At 63.9% G+C, this 22,123-nt stretch carries 22 protein-coding genes; 10 read left to right on the forward strand and 12 right to left on the reverse strand.

The window, feature by feature from the left end; translation table 11 throughout:
* Nucleotides 1-28 precede the first annotated feature (28 nt).
* Both ACRB8A_RS04390 and ACRB8A_RS04395 read left to right on the forward strand, forming a co-directional pair.
* Nucleotides 29-445 (forward strand): acyl-CoA thioesterase, encoded by a 417-nt coding sequence (locus ACRB8A_RS04390; protein ID WP_050683935.1) that lies wholly within the window; start codon nucleotides 29-31, stop codon nucleotides 443-445.
* Nucleotides 446-481: 36 nt separating this feature from the next.
* Complete coding sequence (locus tag ACRB8A_RS04395) at nucleotides 482-712, forward strand: PLDc N-terminal domain-containing protein (RefSeq protein ID WP_050683934.1); 231 nt, start codon at nucleotides 482-484, stop codon at nucleotides 710-712.
* Nucleotides 713-742: 30 nt separating this feature from the next.
* Here ACRB8A_RS04395 and ACRB8A_RS04400 read toward each other — a convergent pair whose 3' ends face one another.
* Entirely contained in the window at nucleotides 743-2,398 is a 1,656-nt protein-coding gene (locus ACRB8A_RS04400) for a sensor histidine kinase (protein WP_432245670.1), read from the reverse strand.
* Nucleotides 2,399-2,494: 96 nt separating this feature from the next.
* Between ACRB8A_RS04400 and ACRB8A_RS04405 the strand changes: the two genes are divergently transcribed.
* On the forward strand, nucleotides 2,495-3,262 hold the full coding sequence (locus ACRB8A_RS04405; protein ID WP_197273498.1) for a response regulator transcription factor: 768 nt from the start codon (nucleotides 2,495-2,497) through the stop codon (nucleotides 3,260-3,262).
* On the opposite strand, the gene ACRB8A_RS04410 is transcribed toward ACRB8A_RS04405, so the two are convergent.
* On the reverse strand, nucleotides 3,235-3,645 hold the full coding sequence (locus ACRB8A_RS04410) for an Hpt domain-containing protein (RefSeq protein WP_050683931.1): 411 nt from the start codon (nucleotides 3,643-3,645) through the stop codon (nucleotides 3,235-3,237). The genes ACRB8A_RS04405 and ACRB8A_RS04410 overlap by 28 nt on opposite strands.
* Before the next feature lie 221 nt (nucleotides 3,646-3,866).
* Between ACRB8A_RS04410 and ACRB8A_RS04415 the strand changes: the two genes are divergently transcribed.
* The gene (locus ACRB8A_RS04415) at nucleotides 3,867-5,105 is read left to right on the forward strand and encodes a glycoside hydrolase family 26 protein (protein ID WP_285241428.1); all 1,239 of its coding nucleotides are present in this window, start codon (nucleotides 3,867-3,869) and stop codon (nucleotides 5,103-5,105) included.
* A gap of 139 nt (nucleotides 5,106-5,244) precedes the next feature.
* Here the strand turns inward: ACRB8A_RS04415 and ACRB8A_RS04420 are convergent, their stop codons facing one another.
* The 3 genes from ACRB8A_RS04420 to ACRB8A_RS04430 are packed head-to-tail and all read right to left on the reverse strand — an operon-like array spanning nucleotide 5,245 to nucleotide 6,463.
* The gene (locus tag ACRB8A_RS04420; protein ID WP_050683929.1) at nucleotides 5,245-5,673 is read right to left on the reverse strand and encodes a very short patch repair endonuclease; all 429 of its coding nucleotides are present in this window, start codon (nucleotides 5,671-5,673) and stop codon (nucleotides 5,245-5,247) included.
* Between the two features lie 28 nt (nucleotides 5,674-5,701).
* On the reverse strand, nucleotides 5,702-6,136 hold the full coding sequence (locus ACRB8A_RS04425; RefSeq protein WP_050683928.1) for a pyridoxamine 5'-phosphate oxidase family protein: 435 nt from the start codon (nucleotides 6,134-6,136) through the stop codon (nucleotides 5,702-5,704).
* 12 nt (nucleotides 6,137-6,148) lie between these two features.
* Nucleotides 6,149-6,463 (reverse strand): hypothetical protein, encoded by a 315-nt coding sequence (locus ACRB8A_RS04430; protein WP_197273501.1) that lies wholly within the window; start codon nucleotides 6,461-6,463, stop codon nucleotides 6,149-6,151.
* Between ACRB8A_RS04430 and ACRB8A_RS04435 the strand changes: the two genes are divergently transcribed.
* The 4 genes from ACRB8A_RS04435 (at nucleotide 6,345) to ACRB8A_RS04450 (ending at nucleotide 11,121) form a co-directional block, all read left to right on the forward strand.
* On the forward strand, nucleotides 6,345-8,072 hold the full coding sequence (locus tag ACRB8A_RS04435) for a purine-cytosine permease family protein (RefSeq protein ID WP_432245671.1): 1,728 nt from the start codon (nucleotides 6,345-6,347) through the stop codon (nucleotides 8,070-8,072). The genes ACRB8A_RS04430 and ACRB8A_RS04435 overlap by 119 nt on opposite strands.
* A 234-nt stretch (nucleotides 8,073-8,306) precedes the next feature.
* Entirely contained in the window at nucleotides 8,307-8,999 is a 693-nt protein-coding gene (locus ACRB8A_RS04440) for a DUF6318 family protein (RefSeq protein WP_432245672.1), read from the forward strand.
* 335 nt (nucleotides 9,000-9,334) lie between these two features.
* Nucleotides 9,335-9,946: a hypothetical protein gene (locus ACRB8A_RS04445; protein WP_432245673.1), complete on the forward strand. Its 612-nt coding sequence runs from the start codon at nucleotides 9,335-9,337 to the stop codon at nucleotides 9,944-9,946.
* A 104-nt stretch (nucleotides 9,947-10,050) separates the two neighbouring features.
* Nucleotides 10,051-11,121 carry an alkene reductase gene (locus tag ACRB8A_RS04450; RefSeq protein ID WP_432245674.1) on the forward strand — a complete coding sequence of 357 codons (1,071 nt, stop codon included), beginning with the start codon at nucleotides 10,051-10,053 and terminating at the stop codon, nucleotides 11,119-11,121.
* A 226-nt stretch (nucleotides 11,122-11,347) separates the two neighbouring features.
* Here ACRB8A_RS04450 and ACRB8A_RS04455 read toward each other — a convergent pair whose 3' ends face one another.
* A complete protein-coding gene (locus ACRB8A_RS04455; RefSeq protein ID WP_432245675.1) occupies nucleotides 11,348-11,665 on the reverse strand; it encodes a hypothetical protein in 318 nt (105 codons plus the stop codon).
* A 130-nt stretch (nucleotides 11,666-11,795) separates the two neighbouring features.
* On the opposite strand from ACRB8A_RS04455, the gene ACRB8A_RS04460 reads away from it, so the two are divergent.
* Nucleotides 11,796-14,282 carry a Tex family protein gene (locus ACRB8A_RS04460; RefSeq protein WP_056596155.1) on the forward strand — a complete coding sequence of 829 codons (2,487 nt, stop codon included), beginning with the start codon at nucleotides 11,796-11,798 and terminating at the stop codon, nucleotides 14,280-14,282.
* Here the strand turns inward: ACRB8A_RS04460 and ACRB8A_RS04465 are convergent.
* From ACRB8A_RS04465 to ACRB8A_RS04485, 5 genes are all read right to left on the reverse strand, one after another.
* Nucleotides 14,279-15,070 (reverse strand): YqjF family protein, encoded by a 792-nt coding sequence (locus ACRB8A_RS04465; protein WP_327019585.1) that lies wholly within the window; start codon nucleotides 15,068-15,070, stop codon nucleotides 14,279-14,281. The genes ACRB8A_RS04460 and ACRB8A_RS04465 overlap by 4 nt on opposite strands.
* Before the next feature lie 24 nt (nucleotides 15,071-15,094).
* Entirely contained in the window at nucleotides 15,095-15,874 is a 780-nt protein-coding gene (locus ACRB8A_RS04470; RefSeq protein ID WP_056596158.1) for an isocitrate lyase/PEP mutase family protein, read from the reverse strand.
* A 9-nt stretch (nucleotides 15,875-15,883) separates the two neighbouring features.
* Nucleotides 15,884-17,731, reverse strand: a complete 1,848-nt coding sequence (locus tag ACRB8A_RS04475; protein WP_432245676.1) for a DUF222 domain-containing protein — start codon at nucleotides 17,729-17,731, stop codon at nucleotides 15,884-15,886.
* A gap of 773 nt (nucleotides 17,732-18,504) precedes the next feature.
* On the reverse strand, nucleotides 18,505-19,365 hold the full coding sequence (locus tag ACRB8A_RS04480) for an SDR family oxidoreductase (protein ID WP_056596164.1): 861 nt from the start codon (nucleotides 19,363-19,365) through the stop codon (nucleotides 18,505-18,507).
* 3 nt (nucleotides 19,366-19,368) lie between these two features.
* A complete protein-coding gene (locus ACRB8A_RS04485) occupies nucleotides 19,369-20,286 on the reverse strand; it encodes an MSMEG_6728 family protein (protein ID WP_056596168.1) in 918 nt (305 codons plus the stop codon).
* A 154-nt stretch (nucleotides 20,287-20,440) separates the two neighbouring features.
* On the opposite strand from ACRB8A_RS04485, the gene ACRB8A_RS04490 reads away from it, so the two are divergent.
* Entirely contained in the window at nucleotides 20,441-21,028 is a 588-nt protein-coding gene (locus ACRB8A_RS04490) for a hypothetical protein (protein WP_050683918.1), read from the forward strand.
* Between the two features lie 311 nt (nucleotides 21,029-21,339).
* Here ACRB8A_RS04490 and ACRB8A_RS04495 read toward each other — a convergent pair whose 3' ends face one another.
* A complete protein-coding gene (locus ACRB8A_RS04495) occupies nucleotides 21,340-22,059 on the reverse strand; it encodes a transglycosylase family protein (protein ID WP_056596170.1) in 720 nt (239 codons plus the stop codon).
* Between the last annotated feature and the right edge of the window lie 64 nt (nucleotides 22,060-22,123).

Raw genomic sequence — 22,123 nt, forward strand, 5'->3', positions numbered from 1 at the left:
CCCGGTCCGGATTGAAGTCCCGGTGCCCATGCGCTGGGGCGACATGGACGCTTACGGGCACATCAACAACGTCCAGATCGTGAGGATGCTGGAGGAGGCGCGGATCGCCGCCTTCGGCCCTCCCCGGGGAGCCGGCCAGCCAGGCGTTGACCCGCAGGTTTCCCTCTTCAACGACGTCCCGGACGGCACCATGGCGCTGGTGGTTGACCACAGAATCCGTTATGTCCGGACGCTGGAGTACCGCAACATCCCCGCCGTGGTCCAGGTGTGGATCGGCGCCGTCAAGGGCGCCAGCTTTGATATCCACTACCTTGTCCTGGACCCGGTGACGGGCGAGGACTGCGTGAAGGCAAGCAGCCACCTGGCGTTTGTGGACGAGGCCACCGGCCGGGTCCAGCGACTCACTCCCGAGCAGCGGCAACGGCTGGCGCCCTACGTGCACTAGCAGCCGCACCCCCATCCCATCCACTGAAGGAGCACCATGGCAAAGAAAAAGACCTGGAAAGAAATGTCGCCGGCCAGCAAGGCCGGAACCATTGTGGTGGGTGTGGCGCAGGTGGCGCTGCTCCTGGCAGCCCAACGGGACATTTCCCGCCGCCCCGCGGAACTCATCAACGGACCCAAAGCGGCCTGGCGGCTGGCCGCGTTTGTGAACTTCATCGGGCCTACCGGCTACTTCATCTTCGGCCGGAAACGGGCTGCGGGCCTCTAAGCCAGGCGGCCGCCCCTTCCGGGCGCCGGGTTACACCGGTACCCGGAAGGTAAACACCGTTCCCTCACCCAGGGTGCTGTCCACGTCGATGGAACCGCCGTGGGCTTCCACGATTGCCTTGCTGATGGGCAGGCCCAGCCCGACGCCCGGAATGGCGGTGCGGCGGACGTTGCTGGTGCGGAAGAACTTCGCAAACACCTCGGATGCGTCCTCAGGGGTCATCCCCATGCCAGTGTCCGTGACCCTGCAGGCCACGTTTCCGTCCTCCTCCACGAGGCTGACCCGGACGCTGCCGCCGTCGGGCGAGTATTTGATGGCATTCGACACCAGGTTATCCAGGACCTGTGAGATCCTGGCGCCATCCACGTGGGCTTCCAGGGTGTCCGGGACGTCCGCCGTCAGGACAATACCCGAGGCGGCGGCTTTGGGCAGGGCCGATGAGACGCTGCTGCGCACCAGCTCAGCCACGTTCACCGCATGGGGTGTGACAATCAGCTGCCCGTTGCGGCTGGCCAGCAGATCCGAGACCAGGGTGAGGAGCCGCTCCGAGTTCCGGCGGACGATATCGAGCATTTCGCGCTGTGACTCGTCCGGCTCGTCGAAGAGCAGCAGTTCAACGTATCCGAGGATGGATGTCAGCGGAGTACGGAATTCATGGGAGACGCTGGAGACGAAGTCATCCTTTGCCGTGAGCGCATTGACGAGGTCTGTGACGTCACCGAACGCAATGACGGAACCGGCAAATTTGCCGTCTTCGTCCTTCATCGCGCGGGCAGTGGTCACAAAGGCCCGCTGCGCTGCTCCCTCGCCCAGCCACACGAGGTAGTCAGTGAAGGTCTCGCCGAGGACAGCGCGGCGGACCGGCCGGTCTTCCACGGGAATCAGGGTGGTCCTGTCCGCCGCGTAGACCAGGAGCTGGGACTCGTTGGGGTCTTCGATGGTGCTGGGCCGGGCCAGTTCATGGTTGGCGCGCTGCTTGCGGTTCATCAGGATGTCGTGCCCGTCGGCGTCCACGGCGAGTACGCCCAGGTGGACGGTGTCCAGGACCGTGTTGAGCAGGGCTTCCTGGCGCTGGCTGGTCCTCAGGTTGGCCTGCAAAAGCGCGTCCTTGTCCTGCAGCTCCTTTTGTTGGCGCATCATGCTGCGCGTCAGGACGCTCACGGACACACCGATACCCAGCATCATGACCGGAAGCAGCAGGGCGCGGGTCAGGCCTTGGGGCGTCACATCGCCCTTAAGGAACAGCGGCACCCAGATGATGGCGAGGGGCGCCAGGAAGGAGAGCCAGACCGACGTTTTCGGGTAGTAGCTGGAGGCGCACAGCCAGATCACCGGGAAGACCGCCAGCAGGCTGATGCCGGTCAGGCTGTCCTGGCCGCCTTCGCGGCCCACCGCGATGGAAATGAAGTCAAGCAGCGGTACGACCAGGAAGCTGGTGTACGGCAGCCGGTCCCACGGCACCAGGTAGCAGAGGGCCATGATGAGGAGCTGGGAGATGACAAAGGAGCCGAACAGCAGGTTGTCCATGGTGCCCGGGAAGAAGGCCCACACCAGGAAGACCGTCAGCAGCGTGGTGATGAACAGCGGCATCTGGCTCATGGCCACGCGGTCCGTCAGGCGGAGTTCATGGAAGGGCCGCCTAAGCCGCCAAAAGCGCCCGGCGGACCATAGCTCGCGGTCAGACATGGCGGTGGGGCTTCTGGGGCAGGAGTTGCAGGACCATACAAGCAGGATATATCCGCACCGGGCTATACTTCAGACGTTGGCTGCTGAGGGGACACTATGAGTGAAGCACGTGTGGGACTTGTCATTGAGGATGATCACGATATCCGGGAACTGGTCCGCACTGTGCTGACCCAGGCCGGCTTTGAGGTGACGGTAGCCAGCACGGGCGCAGAAGGCGTCCTGGTGGCTAAAACCCTGAACCCCGACGTGATTACACTCGACCTGGGCCTGCCCGACATCGACGGTTTCGAAGTGTCGAGGCAGATCCGTGAGTTCTCGGACGCCTACATCGTGATGCTGACGGCCCGCACCGAGGAACTCGATACTTTGATCGGCCTGGAATCCGGCGCCGATGACTACCTCACCAAGCCGTTCCGGCCCCGCGAGCTCCGGGCCCGCGTTGCTGCGATGATGCGCCGGCCCAGGTCCGCAGCGGAGGCAACGGACACGTCAGCGCCTGAGGTGTCCGCCAACAACCACGTGCGGCCCGAACGGGGCAATTTCAGCCACAACGGCCTTGACCTAAGCTACGCGTCCCGGACTGTGCTGGTGGATGGGACGGAAATGAACCTGACCAGGACGGAATTCGAACTCCTGCACGCGCTGCTGGAAGCCGGCCGGACTGTCCGGACCAAGGCGGATCTGGTGCGTCGGCTGCGGGACGAGGATTACGACGTCGGAAGTTACATCAGCGAATCCGACGAACGATCCGTGGAAGTCCACATGGGCAACCTGCGCAAAAAGCTGGGCGATTCGCCGCAAAGCCCGCGCTGGCTCCAAACTGTCCGCGGTGTGGGTTACCGCCTGGCTCCCGGCGAGCACTGAGACTGCAGCCTGTGGATGGTCTGCCGGCCGCAGTGGTCGATGGGCCGCAGGAACGTCGCTGCCAGGTTTGGCAGCACCACCGCGATGTCGCCGCTCCGGGCGCCCCGCCGGATTTCGCCTTCGAGGTCCAGCGCCAGTCCTGCCAGGCGTTCCGCGCCCACCATCTGGCTGGACGTTTTGAGGCTGAGGACCGCGTCCACTGAGCCCTCGAGGTCTCCCGTGGTGAGGGCGAGCCGCAGGCGGCTTATCCGCTGGGGAAGGTATTCGATGAAGTGGCCCACAAAGACCTTGCTGTAGCCGCCGTCGTCCTCCAGCTCTTCCCGCAGCCGGTCCAGTACGGACTGGTCCACCAGTGGCCGCGGGGTGTCATCTGAGGTGCTCAAAACGGTCCTTTCCGGTGGTGGTCGGCGTCGGGGAAACCAGGGAATCAATGGTGTCATTTGCTCTTCTTCAGGTTAGGTGGATGGCCTTGGCGGGTCAGGTTTTCAGCGAATAATTGTGGGTTTCTTGATAAGACTGCGGCTTTTACCCCTAATATCGAATCCAGTGCTTTCCGCACCAAAAATGGCGGCTTTTTGCTGCCGGCTGACTGGGGACAACTGCCATGATCCGATCGCTGAAAACCGTTGTTGCTGGCTTGCTTGCCGGGACGGTCCTGGTGGTGTCCGGGGTGTCCGGCATCGCGCCGGCCGCTGCGGCGCCGGCTGCCCAGGTCACGCTAAGTCCGGGGTCCGGTCCTGCCGGCTCCGCGGTTACGGCGACCGGGACGGGCTTCAAAGCCTCCACCAGTGGAACCGTCACAGCGGGCGCCAGCTCATTTTCCTTCAAGACATCCGGCACAGGCTCATTCAGCACGGGGATTGTGATCCCCGCTGGAGCCACCGGCAGCCTCACAGTCACCGCCAAGACGTCGGCCACTAAAGCGTCGGCGCTGTTTGTTGTGCAGCCCGCGGTGGTGACCGAGCCGCAACCTCCTGTGATCAGCTCGGCGAAACTCCGCTTTGGTGTGGCGACTCAGGGTGGGGCCTCCGCCGGGGCGGAACTCGATGCTGTGGGCGTGCTGGCGGGGGAGAGCCCCTCCATGGTCCTGATGTACAAAGACTTCCTGCAGGCACCGCCGCTGGCCGAGCTGGATGCGGTTTCGGCCCGCGGCGCCACGGCATTGCTCACCTGGGAACCGTGGGCCTGGGGCGGCGGCGTTGAGCAGCCCGCCTTTTCCCTCGACCGGATCACCGCGGGAGATTTTGACGCCCACATCCGTGCATGGGGACAGTCGCTGGCCTCGTGGGGCAAACCGGTGATGCTGCGGTTCGCCCACGAAATGAACGGAAATTGGTACCCATGGGCTGAAGGCGTCAACAGCAATCAGGCCGGCGACTACGTGTCCGCGTGGCGGCACGTCCATGACGTGGTGGCGGCACAGGGTGCGGCGAACGTGCAATGGGTCTGGTCGCCCAACGTTCCCTACTGGGGTTCCACGGACCTTACCGGGTTGTATCCGGGAGCCGGGTACGTCGACGTTGTGGCGCTGGACGGCTACAACTGGGGGACGTCCGCCGCCTGGAGCAGTTGGGTCTCGCCGCAGGACCTGTTCAGCCCGGGTATTGCCCAGCTCCGGACGTTGGCGCCGGGCAGTCAGATACTTGTAGCGGAGACTGCAGCCAGTGAGTTGGGTGGTTCCAAAGCGGCCTGGAACAGGGACCTGGTGGCGTACCTTGCCAGTCAGCCGGACGTTATGGGATTTGTGTGGTTCCATCTGCAGAAGGAAGCGGACTGGCGGATCAACAGCAGTGAATCGTCGGCGACTGCGCTGAAAGCCGCGCTCGTGGCTCGAAGGAGCTAGCCGGCACTCGGGGATTACTGGGATTACGGGGCTCCGGACTCTGGTTGGTGATCCCCACGCAGGACCACAAGCACCATTGTGTCCGGCACGCATCAAGAACCTGGGCGCCGGAGCCCAAGATTGGCTCAAGATTGCGGCGTCAGGTCCGGGAATCCAGGAAATTCTCCAGTGTTGACTCCAGCGCTGAGCTGTCCCTGAGCTCGCATTCCCACACTGTGAGGACATCCCAGCCCGCCTCCTGGAGTTGTTTCCGCTGCTCCGCGTCCCGCTCCCGTGTCCGGGACCGCTTGGCCGCCCAGAATTCGGCGTTGGCCTTCGGTGCGTGCTGGCCCACGCGGCAGTCGTGGAAGTGCCAGAAGCAGCCGTTGACGAAGATGACCTTGCGCCGGCCTGCGAATACAAGGTCAGGCCTGCCAGGGAGCCGGACCGACCCGGACCTCCCATGGAGACGGAACCGGTAGCCTTTGGCGTGCACCAGCCGGCGTACCAGCAACTCCGGCTTGGTGTTTTTGCCGCGGATTCTGGACATGTTCCAGCTGCGCTGCTGGGGTGTGAGCTTGTCCGACATGGCCAGTCCGTTAGGTGGTCACGGGGCTTTAGATCTCTCGTTCCGGCTGCTGGCCGAGCTGGAAATGCCTGCCGCTCACGGACGCCGGCACGATCTCGACATAGAAATCCTTCAGTGTTGGCACCCAGGACTGGAGGCCAAGCTCTTCCACGGGAGCCAGGTCGGCGGAGGTGTTCAGCACCCTTGCCTTGCCCCGGACCACTACGGACCAGGCTTCGTCGGAGAGGACACCATCGGCTTCAAAAAGTACGGCGTCGTTGATGGTGAGTTGGGCGAGCTTATTGCCCGGGGCGGTCCGCAGGTAGATCTTCCTCGCGGCGGTCACGTAATTCACGGGGAAGATATCTGGTTCGCCGGCAACGGAAACCACCAGCCGCCCGTGCCTGGTGTTGTCCACCAGATGCCAGGACTGGTCGTCGGTGAGGTCCAGGACCGGATTGCCATCCTTATGTTCAAACATCATGCCCCCATTCTTCTACGACTTGTAGAAATTGGCTAGGGTTTTGATGAAATTCGAATCCAGCGCCTGGGTTGTTTTGCGGGGCCCCTCAAAAGTGAGACTCCCGTCCCGGAAGTTCTTAACGCGGCCGAAACAGGCCTGTGACCAGCCCGTATCCCGCGCTGGATAACGTCGCAGCAGACCCAATCCGGCGACGAAAGCGACGCGCAATATGACCAGCGATAAACCCAATACGCAACTGCTGGAACCAGTGATGCCTCCTGGACCTTCCGGCGTCGGGCCTTCACCGGCGACTGAAACCGTAACGAACGCGGCCGCGCTGAATGCCACGAAAGAGAGCTTGGAGGACTATACGCTTCGGTTCGCGCCGCGGTCCTACCGGAAGTGGAGCGCCGGCGTGGTTGCGACCAGTGCGCTGGGCGGCATCGCCTACCTCGCCGACTTTTCCATCGGCGCCAACATCGGCATCGCCTACGGCACTGTGAACGCCATTTTTGGCATCGCGGTAGCTGCAATCATCATCTTCGCGACGGGCTTTCCGCTGGCGTACTACGCAGCGCGCTACAACATTGACCTGGACCTGATTACCCGCGGTTCCGGCTTTGGCTACTACGGCTCAGTGGTCACCAACATCATTTTCGCCACCTTCACCTTCATCTTCTTTGCGTTGGAGGGCTCGATCATGGCCCAGGGCCTTGAGTTGGGACTCGGTATTCCGCAATGGCTGGGGTACGCGGCATCCACGGTGATCATCATCCCGTTGGTGATCTATGGCATGAACACCCTGGCCAAGCTCCAGGTGTGGACCACGCCCTTGTGGCTGCTGCTGATGGTGGTGCCGGTGGGGTACCTGCTGATGTCACACCCTGAGAGCATCGACGGGTTCTTCGCGTACACCGGGGCGTCGGGCGACGGCGGGCCCAACCTGGCGTCCGTGATGCTGGCTGCCGGCGTGTGCCTGTCGCTCATGGCCCAGATCGCCGAGCAGATCGACTACCTCCGCTTTATGCCACCCAAAACCGCCGCGAACAAGGGCGCCTGGTGGCGGGCAGTGATTCTGGCCGGACCGGGCTGGGTCATCTTTGGGGCCATCAAGCAGATTGTGGGGATGTTCATTGCCATCTACCTGATTGCGTCGCTGGACCCGGCCGCGTCCGCGACAGCCAACGAGCCCGTGCACCAGTTCCTTGGTGTGTACCAGGAGATGATGCCGGCTTGGCTCGCCATGACCTTGGCCGTGGTGCTGGTGGTCATCTCGCAGATCAAGATCAACGTCACCAACGCCTACTCAGGCTCCCTCGCGTGGACCAACAGCTTCACCCGCATCACCAAGACGTACCCGGGGCGGATGGTGTTTGTGGTGGTCAACCTGCTGATCGCCCTGGTGCTGATGGAAGCCAACATGTTCAGCTTCCTCAACACCATCCTCGGTTTCTACGCGAACTGCGCCATGGCTTGGGTGGTCACCGTGGCGTCCGACATTGCCATCAATAAGTACCTGCTCAAGATCTCCCCGAAGGTGCCGGAGTTCCGCCGGGGCATGCTCTACGCAGTGAACCCGGTGGGATTTGTGTCCATGCTGGTTTCCGCTGGGGTTTCGATCGCGGTCTTCTTCGGAGCCTTCGGTACTGCCATCCAGCCGTTCTCGCCCATCTTTGCGGTGGGTTTGGCGTTGGTCCTCCCGCCTGTGCTGGCACTGGCCACGAAAGGCCGCTACTACCTACGCCGCACGGATGACGGCATCGATCTGCCCATGTTCGACGCCGACGGGAATCCCAGCGACGCCAAGCTCCTCTGCCACGTAACGGGCATCGAATTCGAACGGCCCGACATGGTGCGTTCTGCCAAAGATGCGCCCGACGGCGGCCCCCAGTACGTATCCTCGCTCGCCTTGTCCACCGACAAGACAGGGGAGCTGGTGCTGCCGCCGCAGACGTAGTGGCTTAGGCCTTCCCCTCAGACGACGAAAGCCGGTGCCCGTTGGGTGCCGGCTTTCGCTGGCGAGTTGGGGCGTATGGGGTCTGTGGGGCCTGATTTCCATGGCTGCCTCGTGGCAGTTTGATGGCGTTTTTTAGCTGTGGATAACTTTGATCACATAACTGTGACGTGGGTTACTCTTAAGGCACTATTCGGGGGGATGACGCCGTTCTTACGATTCGGGGGATTAGCGCCCATGAGATCACCAAGCGTTGTTTGGCCCCGAGGCCCGTATCCCGGAGCCCTGGCGGTGCTGGTGTGCTCGCTGCTGGTTTGGTCTCTGCTGGTGATCGCCGGATGCGACTCCGGCGGATCTCCCGGCCAGACATCGAGTGCGTCCGTGACGGCATCGGCGGGTCCAAGCGAGTCGGCAACCTTGAGTGCCACCCCTACCCCCACGGCCACCCCGTCCGGCGTCTACAAGCCCGCGGACGCGTCCGGTCCGGCCCAAAACGTCCCAGTTCCCGTGCTTCCGGAAGTGGCAAAGACCCGGACCAAGGAAGGTCTAGAGGCGTTTACGAGGTACTGGTACGAAACCCTTAGCTACGCGTATGAAACGGGAGATCAGGTTCCATTGTCTTCGGTTACAGCTAATGGCTGCGCCACGTGCGAAGCAGCGAGAAATGTCATCTCAAACTGGTACTCCGACGGTCGTTGGCTTGAAGGCGGAAAAATATCGACCCCCGCCGTTGAAACAAGTTTTATGCAAGCACCCGACGGGACCTACCAAGTCGTGGTTCAGGTACAGCAGTCAGATCTGCGGGCCTATAAGGAGGATGGAACTAGCTCGGACAGCGTCGTTCCAGCCACAGATGCTGCGCAGATATTCCTGGTGATGTACTCGACATTGGGTTGGACACTGCACGACGTCCAGCGTCTCAATGGCTGACGTCGATGAGTCGAATCTCCGCATTTGTATTCGGGATAATCGGGTCCTGTGTCTTTTTGGTAGGAACGGTGGTCGGCCCCAACGTTGCATTTGCTGGCTCAGATGATGGGACCTTGGCTGGCTTTGCGCCTGGAGGCGTTGCCGTTACCTCACGCTGGTCTTTAGATCCATCGACTGGCCTGTTTGTGCGAGGTCCCGATAATTCGGGACCATCGGATCCATTTCAGTACAAATACGAACTCCAATGCCATCTCGGTGGTGGTGATTTTGGTACTCCCTGCCTTGCCCGCCAAATTGATTGCACAAATGGACCGGATGGAACAGCCGGCATACCTGTGACCTGGTTGAAAGCACCAGTCGGGATCACTAATCCGTCCTGGTCCTACTACTCCGGCCCCACCTGCCTTTACGACGCCCAACCCGAGGACGTGCTGCTGCGAATAGCAGCGGACATCCAGCAACAGTTCGAGAATCTGCCAGTGAACGCCGGCACGGTTGTTGCCCAACCAAGCCCGCACACACTCAGGGGTGCGGAGACGAACTTCTACGCAGAGACCACGGAACAGGCATTCGATGTAACGATGTTCGGCCAGCCGGTGCACGTGGTGGCTACTCCAGTCCAGTACACGTGGAACTACGGCGACGGTACCGTTTTCGGCCCTCAGCCATCCATGGGCGGGCCGCTCCCGCAGGACCGATGGGGCGAGGCAACCCGGACCAGTCACGCGTTCATGGCCACCGGTGACTTCCAGGTTGTCCTCACCACTTCCTTCCGCGGGACGTACTCAGTGAATGCCGGCCCGGCGTTGCCCATTCCAGGCCAGGGCTTGTTCGGCGCGCCACCGCGGACCGTCAGCGTCTGGCGCTCGCTGACCAGAAACTACGCCGATGACTGCATCACAAATCCGCAGGGCCAAGGCTGCCCGGGAGTCGTCGGAACCCGCTGACCCAAGGCCCGGTGCGGGCTGTGATCCCGGTCGCATCCGGAATAGCCGCTCAAGCGCGCCCGTTGGCAGAAGCAGAACAACTTAGCCTTTGAAAGGATCTGCGCATGCTGTTTTCACCTCTCACCCTCGGCGAACTTGAGCTTCCGAACCGTTTGGTTATGGCACCCCTGACCCGTGTCCGCTCCGGCGAGGCAGGCATCCCGGGCCCCCTCGTCGTCGAGCACTACCGGCAGCGCGCCTCCTTGGGCCTTATCGTCAGCGAAGGCACTTACCCATCGCCCGCCGGACGGGCCTACTCGGGCCAGCCTGGGATCGTTACCGATGAGCAGATTGCCGGCTGGAAGAAGGTCACGGACGCCGTACATGCCGAAGGTGGCCGCATCTTCGCGCAGATCATGCACGGCGGCCGGGTCTCGCACGAGGCCATCACAGGTGGCCACGAGATCGTGGCTCCCAGCGCTGTTGCCATCGAGGGTGACGTCCGCACCCCTCTCGGAAAGCTCCCTTACCCGGTGCCGCACGCACTGACCACTGACGAACTTCCCCTCATCATCCAGGAATTCGTCACCGCGTCGCTGAACGCAGTCGAAGCAGGATTCGACGGCGTGGAGCTCCACTCGGCCAACGGGTACCTGCTGCACGAATTCCTTGCACCTAACACCAACGTCCGCACGGACAGCTATGGTGGCTCGCCGGAAAACCGGGCGCGTTTCGTCATCGAGACGGCCAACGCAGTGGTGGCAGCACTCGGCGCCAACCGGGTCGGCATCCGGCTCTCCCCGGAGCACAACGTCCAGGGCACGTCCGAGGTAGACGCCGCGGACATCAGGGCCACCTACGAGGTGCTGGTGGACAGCATCGCCCCGCTCAACCTCGCGTACCTCAGCGTGCTGCACCAGGATCCGGCCGGTGAGCTGGTCCAGGATCTCCGTGCCCGCTTCGGTGGCACGTTCCTCGTCAACAGCGGTTTTGGCGTGATCACGTCGCGGGAAGAGGCTGTTTCGCTCGTGGAGGATGGCCACGCTGACGCCGTTGTGGTGGGCCGACCCGCGATCGCCAACCCGGACCTGGCCCGCCGCTGGAAGGAAGGCCTTCCGCTCAACGAACCCGACCCGTCCACGTTCTTCGCAGACGGAGCCGAGGGTTACACGGATTACCCGGCCTACTCGGCGTAATCACGGCACAAGCAGCACAGGCATGACGACGGCGGCACCCAAGTTGGGTGCCGCCGTCGTTAGTGCTGGCCGGTGTGCTGTCCCGTCAGCTGATGCCGATGCCATCCGACGACTTCGGCGCATGTGTTCAAGGTGGCCCGCCGGGTATCCGTAGAGTGCCGACGGTGATTAAATTTTACCCCGCAATCCAGCCTTTTTCCAGCATTTTTGGTGTTGATCGAACCTGTTACAGCACAGCCTCGCGTCCTGTTCCTTCCATCATCACCAGGCGCCCGTCGGCGATTGAGACGAAGACGCTTTTGGGCTTGCCGCTCACTTTTGTGATCGCCTTCAGCCCGCGGTTAGTCACCTCAACCCCAACCTGCGCGCCCTTGGCCGGCAGCTCAACTGACACCTCGGACGCTATGCCGAGGATGGGGTTGGTGGACACCCCGAGGTCGCGGCGCGCCTCTTTGCCGTTGACCGTCACGGTGATGTTGGCTTCCTCGAACCCCTCCTGAAACACGATAAGCAGTTCGCGCATGATGGCCTCTTCCTCGAGCATTAAGTGCCTGTGACGGCACCTCCACTACAGCACTTTGCGGGCGGGAGCGGAATACCCTTACCGGTTGCACCATGCCGCCAACGGCCCGGCTCCGGTGGAGCCTGCGGAGCGGGTAGGGCAAGATGTTCAGGTGACTCAACTGCCGCACGCCCCGTCCTCCGCACCGTCTGCCGCATCAGGGCCGGACTCTTCGATCCACGCCCAGATCGCCACGGAACTGGGTGTCAAAGCCTGGCAGGTCAAGGCCGCCGTGGACCTGCTCGACGGCGGGTCAACCGTGCCGTTCATTGCCCGCTACCGCAAGGAAGCCACCGGGACGCTTGATGATACGCAGCTCCGCGAGCTGGACGAACGGCTCCGCTACCTCCGGGAACTGGCGGACCGGCGTCGGGCAATCCTGGACGCCATCGAGGCCCAGGGTCAGCTGACCCCTGAATTGAAGTCAGCGGTCCTTGCCGCGGACACCAAATCCCGGCTCGAGGATATCTACCTTCCGTTCAAATCAAAGCGGCGCACCAAGGCCCAGATTGCGCGGGAGGCAGGGCTCGAGCCGCTGGCTGACTCGTTGTTGAAGCGCCCGGACCTGGATCCGGAGCGCGAAGCGGCACACTACCTGAGCTCCGAACACAGCATTGAGGATGCTTCGGCCGCGCTGGCCGGAGCCCGGGCCATCCTGGTGGAACGCGTGGCGCAGGACCCGGATCTCGCAGCCACCCTGCGCGAGCGGCTGTGGACTCAGGGCCGTATGGTGTCCCGCGTCCGGAAGGGCAAGGAATCGGATGGCCAAAAGTTCGCTGACTATTTCGACTTCACCCAGGCTCCGGCCGGCATGCCCTCCCACCGCGTGCTCGCGCTGCTGCGTGGCGAAAAAGACGGGGTGCTGGAACTGGACCTCACCGAGGCGGATCCCTCGGACGACGCCGGCCTCACCGCCGCCCGCACTCGCTATGAATCGGCGGTGGCCAAGTGCCTCGGGGTTGCCCAGCGCGGCCGGCCAGCCGACACCTGGCTGATGCAAACTGCCCAGATTGCCTGGAAGTCCCGCGTGCTGGCCCGGCTCACTGCGGACCTGCGCGGCCGGATGTTTGCTGCGGCGGAGGACGAAGCAGTCCGTGTTTTCGCCGCAAACCTGCGCGACGTCCTGTTGGCGGCACCTGCAGGGAACCGCGCCACCCTTGGGCTTGACCCTGGCCTGCGGACCGGCGTCAAAGTCGCGGTGGTGGACGGGACCGGCAAGGTGGTGGCTACCGACACGATCTACCCCCATGCCCCCGCCCGGAAGTGGGATGAGTCCCTTGCCGCCCTGGTCCGTTTGGCGCGGCAGCACTCCGTCGAGCTGATAGCGATCGGCAACGGGACGGCATCCCGCGAAACAGACAAGCTGGCGGCCGAGCTGATCAAGCAGCTGCCGGACGTGGACCGGACACCTCAGAAACTCGTGGTTTCCGAGGCCGGTGCCTCCGTCTACTCGGCCTCCGCGCTGGCCGCTGCCGAGTTGCCGGGTATGGATGTTTCCCTTCGCGGCGCCGTGTCCATTGCGAGGCGGCTCCAGGACCCACTGGCCGAGTTGGTCAAGATTGACCCCAAATCCATTGGCGTGGGCCAGTACCAGCACGACGTGACGGCCTCGAAACTGGACCGCAGCCTCGACGCGGTCGTGGAGGACTGCGTTAACGCGGTGGGCGTGGACGTCAACACGGCCTCGCCTGCGCTTTTGGCCAGAGTGGCCGGCGTGGGGCCTTTGCTGAGCGAAAACATTGTGGCGTTCCGTAACGAAAACGGACCCTTTGCCCGCCGTGCTGATCTGAAAAAGGTTCCACGGTTGGGTGCCAAAGCGTTCGAGCAGTGCGCAGGCTTCCTGCGGATCACGGGTGGCAAAGAGCCGCTGGATGCCTCAAGTGTCCACCCGGAGGCGTATTCGGTGGCCCGCAAAATCCTGGTGGCTGCCGGGTCGGCTCCCGCTTCTGCCCTGGATCCGCGGGACTTTGTGGACGACGCGTTTGGCCTGCCCACCGTTCAAGACATCCTCGCTGAGCTGGACAAGCCCGGCCGGGACCCGCGGCCCGCCTTCGCGGCAGCCACGTTTTCCGAAGGGATTGAGAAGATCTCCGACCTTCGTCCCGGGATGGTGCTGGAGGGAACCGTCACCAACGTTGCGGCGTTCGGTGCATTCGTGGATGTCGGTGTCCACCAGGACGGGCTGGTCCATGTCTCGGCCCTGGCCAACAGGTTTGTGTCCGACCCCCGCGAAGTGGTCAAATCCGGGCAGGTGGTCCGCGTCAAAGTCTTGGAGGCTGACCCGGAGCGGAAGCGGATCTCCCTGGCATTGAGGCTCGACGACGAACCGTCCGCCGGCGGTCAGCGGCCCGGCCGTCCTGCTGGTCCCGGCCGCCGGGCAAAGGACGGCGCGGAGGCGTCGGGGACCGGATCGGCCCGACCTGACCGAAGCGGGTCAAACAAGCGCAGCCGTGGGCAGCACAAGGATACGAGCGGTCCGGAAGGTACAGCAAGCGCTAAGCCGCTTCCCCGCCGGCAGGTACCTGCGAGGCCTTCGCAGGCTGCAGCTGCTGACACCGCCATGGCGGAAGCACTCCGCAAAGCAGGGCTGGGCAATTAGCTGCCGCTTGTTGTCTTCTGGACCGGCCCGGCGGCAGCTGCACTGAGCAAGCGTGGCCGCCCGAACTGTGTGTGGACGCCGGGTGAGTACAGCACTGATTCGGGTGGCCCGGAAACACCCAGTCCTGCTGCGGACACCAGGGAATCTGAGATCAAACCGGCTTTTGCTCGATACAAAGGCCAAGGCCTATGCGTATTGGGAACATAAAATGACTTACCCCTAAACGCACTGTGCATGCCGAACCGAGCCGTGAGATGGATGGACAGCGGATCGTCGGCCACTTCACTGCGGAGCGGCTTTACGTCGAAGGTGCTGTGGGCGGCGTCTTGGCCGAACCGGCGGACCGTGTATCCCCTGGCGCCCTGATCTGTCCCCGCACCCCGGTAACCGATACGGGACCAGACGTATGGGACTCCTGCGGCTCTGGCCGCGATCACAACGGCGAGGCGGTCGGCATCGAGGCTGCGGAAAACTACGCCCCGGACCCCGTCCGGCCCCCGGGAGTACAGGCGGACGTTGACTTCGTTGAAGCTTCCGAAATACGGGATCCCGGGACCGCTGCCCAGTCCCGCCTGCCGCATCCGGAAACCAATAAGGCCCACCCAGGCGCTGCCGTCAAAAGTGTCCGGCCGCACCCCGGCTGGCATGTGGAGGCCGGCCGCTGATTCCGGTATCCGCCAGTGCAGGAAGACCGCGTCCTCCCAACGCTGATCCATGATGGGGAAACCCGACAGCGGTGGCGGGCTTGGCCAGCCGGTCTCGTCAGCAGTGTTCACCGTCTCTGCCATACGAAGCTCCAGGCGGAGCCCACCTTAGTTCAGCGGCCGGGTGCCGGCGGGGAGTTGGCCGTTGGCCAGGAGTTCCGCTGCAGCATCGGCCAGAGCAGTCAAGGCCACCCGCTGGGTCCAGGGACCATAGGAGATCCGTGAGATACCCAGTTCCTTCAACTTTGCGGGTGCAAGGGAGCCGGGCACATTGATGACCGAGACCTTGTTCCATCCGATGCCGGATACCAAAGCATTGACTGTTGCCTCATCCAGAAGGCCGGGAACAAAAACGTTGGTGGCGCCGGCTTCAAGATACGCTTTTCCGCGCTCAATGGCGTCAGCCAGGACATCCGCAGGGTCACGGTCTTCAGCCTTCAAAAAGGCATCGGTCCGGGCGTTAAGCACAAAGTCGACGCCTTCGGCGGCACCTACTTTGACGACAGCGGACATCTGTTCCACGGCGTCGGCCAGCGGGCGCATCTGGTCCTCGATGTTTGCCCCCACGATGCCCACACCGATGGCCCGCCGTGCTGTTTCACCCGGGTTGCCATAGCCGGACTCAAGATCTGCAGAAACCGGCAGGTGGGTAGCTGCAGCGATGCGGCCAACCGCCGTGATCATTTCGTCGACAGGGATGTTTTCGCCATCCTCGTAGCCCAGCGATGCGGCGATGGAGTGGCTGGCAGTAGCCAAGGCCACCGTTCCGGGAACATCCGTAATGACCTTGGCGCTGATGGCATCCCAGACGTTGACCACTTGGAGAATTTCGGCAGACTGGTGGAGTCGGAGCAGTTCAGAGGCCTTTGCGGCGGTAGTTGCAGTCATGACTGAAGCCTAGTTGATCTGCCTGCTGCCTGGCGGGGCAACGCCTGCTGCTTGCTGGCCGGCTGACCGCACTGATTCAGGCGGGGGTGGCGGCTTAAAATAGCGGTTGTGCCGTGGGCTTCGGGTTGGGTCGATATGGCGTGGCGGTATAAAGGTCGGGATGCCGTGAGCGACGGTTATGGTCCACAGCTCCTTGTGGATGATGTGGTGATGATGTGAGCAGAGCAGGACACCATTGTCCGCCGCAGTGGTTCCGCCTTGGGACCAGTACGTGATGTGGTGGGCTTCGCACCAAGGCGCCGGAATGGTGCAGTCAGGAAAGGCGCAACCCCGGTCGCGGGCGATGAGGGCGAGCCGCTGGGCCTGCGTGAACAGACGTGATTTCCGACCGACGTCGAGAATCTCGCCTCGGCTGCCGAGAACTACGGGGATGATGTCCGCATCGCAGGCAATCTTCCGCAAGGTGGCAGCAGCGACCGGTCCAGTGAACACAAACGCCCCAGCCCCTGTCCCGTTCGTGGAACCAACTCCGGAAGGGCTTCGCAGGGTATTCGCGTTGCTGGCCGTCGCGTCTGGGGTGGCCGTTGCCGTAGTGGCGCCCTTATTGGTGGTGCGACTATTGGTGGTGCGACGGACGCCAAAGGTTTTTCCGAAGTTTGATCCGCTGAACTGCCGGCTGGAATCGTCGCCGTCAGACCGTACCGGAAAGAGATCCTTATGGTCGATGGTCGCTATTATCTGGGGCCGGTTGCCGCCCGTTACAGGCAGGAGCGCGGTGGTCAGCCCGGCTTTGAGGCCACAGACGAGGCCATCCAGTTGTTGCTGCGGGCGCGTGCGCCGCTCAAGATTTGCTTCAGCCTCCCGCCACACGTTGGCGCTGGCACTGTTGGGAGACACGGCTTCGCTGGCGCAACCTCTGTCTGAGCTGGGGTTGTCCGGGCTGCTGTCTGTGCCGGGCGTGCTGCTTCGCGGGTTGGTGGCTGCGTTCATGACGGTGAGGAAGTGTTCGAACTGGTCCGTGGTGGCGAAGATTTCGAGGTGGTGCAGACCGTTCCGTTGTTTGCGGATGAATGCGCCCTGGGTGTGGCGCAGGGCTTCTTCTGTGGGCTCACTGCCGTCAGCGTCGATGGTTTCGGCCCACTTTTGGGCAACCCGGACCAGGACGTCCGGGTCTGATTTGCTGGCTATGCCCGTGAGATGCTGCTCCACTTGTCCGAGGATTTCAGCACTGGCGCTGTGCTGAAGCCGGTCCAAGGTGGAGGCGATGATGGTGGCGGCATACGAGGAAATTTTGGGCGCCGCCGACTCCGAGGCAGCGGTGTCCGCGGGAACATTGAGGTCCTCGGGGTCGACAGTCTCTGCCGGGATTGACGTGTTCCCGGGACAGCCGGTACCTGCCTTGGTAAAAGCCGCTGCAAGGTGCTCGAGCGGTGCCGGAAGCTGTTCTCCGGTAAGCGTTGTGGCGGGGAGGATCTGATGCGCGAGGTTGAGCCGGCGCCGGGCTTCCCTGACGGAGATCCGGAGCCGCACGCGAAGGAACTCCGCGGTGTTTCTGGTGCCGTCGTCATTCGGGGACGGTACAACCGCCCGCGGCCAGCCCGCGTCTGTTTCGTTGAGCGTTTCAACACCTTTGGCGTCCCAGCCCGTCACCCACCCTGCTTTGCCTGAGGCGCCAAGGCTGTCGCGGGCTGCTGCAACGGCCGCGGTGCGTGTCCGATCCACCGCATCGGCGGCGAGTAGTTGGAGATACTCAACGGTCCGCGAGAGGCTTTCGATGCTTCCGGCCACATCGGCTGCAGTTGCAAAGCCCACAGTAGCGAGTGCTTCGGGAGCCGCGCCCGCTGCTGCGGCGAGCACTTGGCCAAGCCGCGCCAATTCGTTGGCAAAACCAGTAGCGTCACTTTGTCGAGCCCAGCGCTCAGCCTCACTGTTAGGCACAGACCCGGACGCGGGATCACGCCAGAGTTGAGCCGCACGTGCCCGTGCCGTGGGCGCCGGCGCAGCCCAGGCCTCTTCCTCAGCCGGGGCCACGGGCGGGGGACCAGACCACGATCCAGCCGCACGTGCCCGTGCCGTGGGCGCCGGCGCAGCCCAGGCCTCTTCCTCAGCCGGGGCCGCGGGCGGGGGACCAGACCACGATCCAGCCATACGTTCGCGTGCCGAGGGTGCAGGCCAAGCCTCTTCCTTAGCCGGGGCCGCGGGCGGGGGCGAGGGACGAACCTCGGACCAGGCAGCCGGCGCAGTCTCAGCTTCAGTCCCGGGCCAGGGTGCAGGCCCAGACCCAGCCGTAGCCCCTGACCCGAAAGCCCGGCCAGGAGGCGTCATCTCTGAGTAGGAGAGCGGGGGAAAGCCGCCCCGCGCAGGCTCCAGGGACCTGGCCGGGAACGGGCGGGGCGTGACGGGACTTGCGAGGGGAGTGCCGGCGTTGTGCGGGCCGTGACGGAAGTCTTCAGCCCGGGGAGCAAGCGGGAACAGCTGGGCGGTGCCGCCAATCTCGCCTGGCCATTCTCCTTGGGCTTCCATACATCAATTTTCCCAAGCGCGGGTTAAAGTTTCTCCCCAAAGTTTTCGTATGTGGATAACTTTGACCTCGAAATAGGCGAAGAAACCAAAACAACCAGGCAGCTCGGCTACGGGTGCCGGACGCCGCTCCCCGTAAGGACCTCGCGGTAGCCTTCGCGGAACGAGGGGAACGCAAACTCCATGCCGCTGCCCCGCAGCAGATGGTTGCTGCAGCGCTTGTTTCCGCCGCGGGCCGGCCCCGCGTCGCCCACTGCAGGCTCGGGCAGGCCGATGTGAGTTGCCAGGAAGCTGAGGACACTCCCCAACTCTGCAGGGTCGTCATCCACGCCCACGTAAACAGGACCAGGCTCAGCGGCCATGGTGGCCAAATGGACCACTGCAGCCGCCGCATCGTCACGGTGGATCCGGTTGGTATAGCGGACCTCTTGGGGAATCACTGCCGCGCCGCTTCGGACCTGGTCGATCAACCGCGTTCGACCCGGGCCGTAAATACCGCCCAGCCGCAGTGATACAGGAGCCGTGCCCGTCCCCGCTAGCCGCGTCCTGAGCAGTTCCTCGGCTTCGACGAGGATCCGGCCGGAGAACCCACCGGGCGCCGTTGGCGTGGATTCGTCCACCCAACCACCACCCGCGTCACCGTAGACGGCAGTGGAGGATACAAAAAGCACCCGGGCCGGCCGGACGCCGTCGCGCTCCAGCGCGTCAAGCACGTTCGCCACACCGCCCAGATAGGCGGCGCGGTATGCGTCCTCTGTTGGCGAGTCGGCAGCGACGGCAATTACGACGACGGTGGTATCCGTCGGCACTGAGGGCAGGCCCGGAGCCGATAGGTCAGCCGCAACACCTTCGATGGCGGCTGGAAGTTTGCCGGGTGTCCGGCGCCAGCCCACCACGCGGTGGCCGAGCGCGGCGAACCGCAGGCCCGCCTCGGTTCCGAGATCGCCGCACCCGGCCAAAAGGATGGTCACCGGTTACGGAGCCTCCACCGGGAACAGGACGCGCGGGTCCTGCAGGAGCGCCGGGTTGGCGAAGGCTGACCGGTCGATGATTTCGTTGACGGTGAAGTTCCGGCCAAACCTGCCATCCGCCAGAGTGATGGGGCGGCCCACTACTTCACCCACAGCAAACTTGGCGCCGTCCTCGAACGGGACGGCCACCGGAGTCCTGCCGGGGAATGTGTTGAACGCAGCTTCCTGCTCAGCCCGCTTGCGGGTGGGCTTCTTCACCTTCTGCTTTGGTGGTGCCTTCCGCGGCTGGCGTGACGGGCGGCGCGAGCCGTCCTCCACATAGACGGGGGAGTAGTCGTCCCCACCTGCTGCTGCGGCGGCTGCCGCAGCAGCAGCCCGGGGCAGCGGAAGAGCGACGGTGTCGAGCGTCTGCGGATCGATGTTCTCGTGCGGGTCCCGAAGGATCCAAAGAATATCGCCCTCCGGTTCCTGCGGCAGGAATTCGTGCTTGGGCAGCGGCCAGATGTAATCCATGTCCGGGACCGCATCCGTGAAAACGGAGGAGTAAAACTTGGGTTCCTTGCGCGCCAGCTTGGAGCGGTGGCTCAGGTGGAAATCGGCGTCGCCCAGCCACCAGGGCATGGCGATCTTCTCCACATAATCAGGGTGTGCGGCCTGGGGTGCGAACTCTGTGATGTTTGCCCGGGTGTTGTCAGGGTGGCCACGTTTGGCCCACTCATCCACCATGGCCAGGCCGTAAAGTGTCAGGGCCGGAACGTGGCCCATCCACATCCGGACGGCCGGATGGGTCTGCCAGCCGTATCCGGGAATGACCAGGGCGCGGAGCGTCTGAAGCGCCTCGACACGCTGCTTGCCCAGCCGGGCGGTGTCCAGTGCTGCGGCGCTTTGCCGGAAATCGGGGTACGGAAGGAAGGTTTGCATCCATTCAGTCTGACGGCAGCGGCCGGATGTGCCAATTGCAGTGCCGAAGACCACACCTCCACAGACAAGGTGTTCACAATGTGGACCCATGCATACCGGAGGTGCCGCCGCACACTAAGATACCCGCAACACCCCGGCGTCCTGGAAGCTAATCATGACAATAACACCTGTAACTCCTGCCCCAAGCACCGCCCAAATGCTGCCGCGCTACGGGCAGATGCTTCCCCCGGAGGCCAATGGCATCCTGGTCCTGGACGAGTTCATCATCGATCCTTCGGCCGCCCGTACGGAGCAGAATGGGTTCCTGGCGGGCATGGCGGCCGTTGCACGGACGGTGCGCCGGATCGCCGCGCTGCGCGTCATCATCGCCGTGGTGGCCATCGCCAACCTGCCCCTGTTCCTGCTGTCCAGCGGCTGGTGGATCTACGGCGTGTCCCTCACCCTGGTGGTCGCAGTCCACGCAGCGGTCAGCCTCATCAACAAGCATGAGCCGCGGCTGGAGCAGGAGGCGGCGCTGGCCATGCACCTGCACCGGGAACGCAGCGCCAACTACCGCAAGGTCCGCGACGCTGTGAAGTACATGATCGACACGCCCAGCAGGATGAATGAGCACCTCTACCTGGAGCTGCTGGCCGCCAAGCGGGTGGCGCTGAACCTGGCGCACGGCACCGTGGCACTGCTGGACACGAGCGACGACGCTGCCTGGAAAGTGCGCATTGTCAGGGAGTTGCCTGCCGCCTGAGCCCGCTGCCGCAACTGGCATCCCCCGCGTCGGCCCGGGACGTCCACCCGGGTAGGACGCCGTGAGTATGGGTAGACAGCATTAAAGAACGACGCCGGCACGCCCCTTGCGGGGTTGTGCCGGCGTCGTTTGCGGTCAACGGAATTTGTCTATCGCCGACCTGTTTGGGGAGCCTTTACAGGCTGGATGTTGTGCCAGGGCCGGGGCGCCACGTCAGGGCCGCCAAGTCAGCAGCTTCAAAGAGGTCGGCACCTCAGAGAGGACTGGCTGCGCCACCGGGGTCTGAACGGGCTTCACCAGAGGCGTTGCTGTCAGGCAGGGAGTTGCAGGACCTGGCCTGCGAACACCAGGTTCGGGTCGGACACCGTGTCGAGGTTGGCGTCTGCGAGGTGCTGCCAGCCCCCTTCGATGCCGAGCTTGCCGGCCACGATGCTCAGGGTGTCGCCGGCTTCAAGGGTGTAGGTCTCGCCGCTCAAGGCAACCGGCGTGGCGTGGCGCGCCGGCGCCTCGGCAACAGGAGCCTGTGCGGGAGCCGCCTGGGCCGGGATGCTCTGCGGCTGAACGGGGGCAGCCTGAACAGGTGCTGCCTGTGCCGGAGCCGCCTGAACGGGAGCTGCCTGTACAGGGGCAGCCTGAACGGCAGCGGCCTGTGCAGGGGCTGCCTGTACCGGTGCGGCCGGCGCTCCGCCGCTCAGGCCTAGTTGGGATGAGCAGGACGGCCATGCGCCCCAACCCTGTGCAGCCTGGACCTTCTCGGCGACGGCAATTTGCTGCTCGCGGCTGGCGTCGGCAGCACTGCCCGTGCCGCCGTACGCGGCCCAGGTGCCGGCGCTGAACTGCAGCCCGCCGGTGTAGCCATTGCCGGTATTGGTGGCCCAGTTGCCGCCGCTCTCACACTGCGCCAGGGAGTCCCACGTGGAGGCAGGTTCGCTGGCGTTTGCGGCTGTGGTGGAAAGGGCCAGGCCCGCTGCGGAGATGGCGGCGACAGTGAGTCCACGGCGCGCGGCAGTACGGAATGCTGTGTTGTTCATGGTGGTAATGCTCCTGAAGGCCCACCAGCGCTGGCTCCGTCCCCGGAGGTTGTCGCGCCACTGC

Origin of the sequence: Arthrobacter sp. G.S.26, from assembly GCF_050847375.1 — a bacterium.
Classification (GTDB): Bacteria; Actinomycetota; Actinomycetes; order Actinomycetales; family Micrococcaceae; genus Arthrobacter.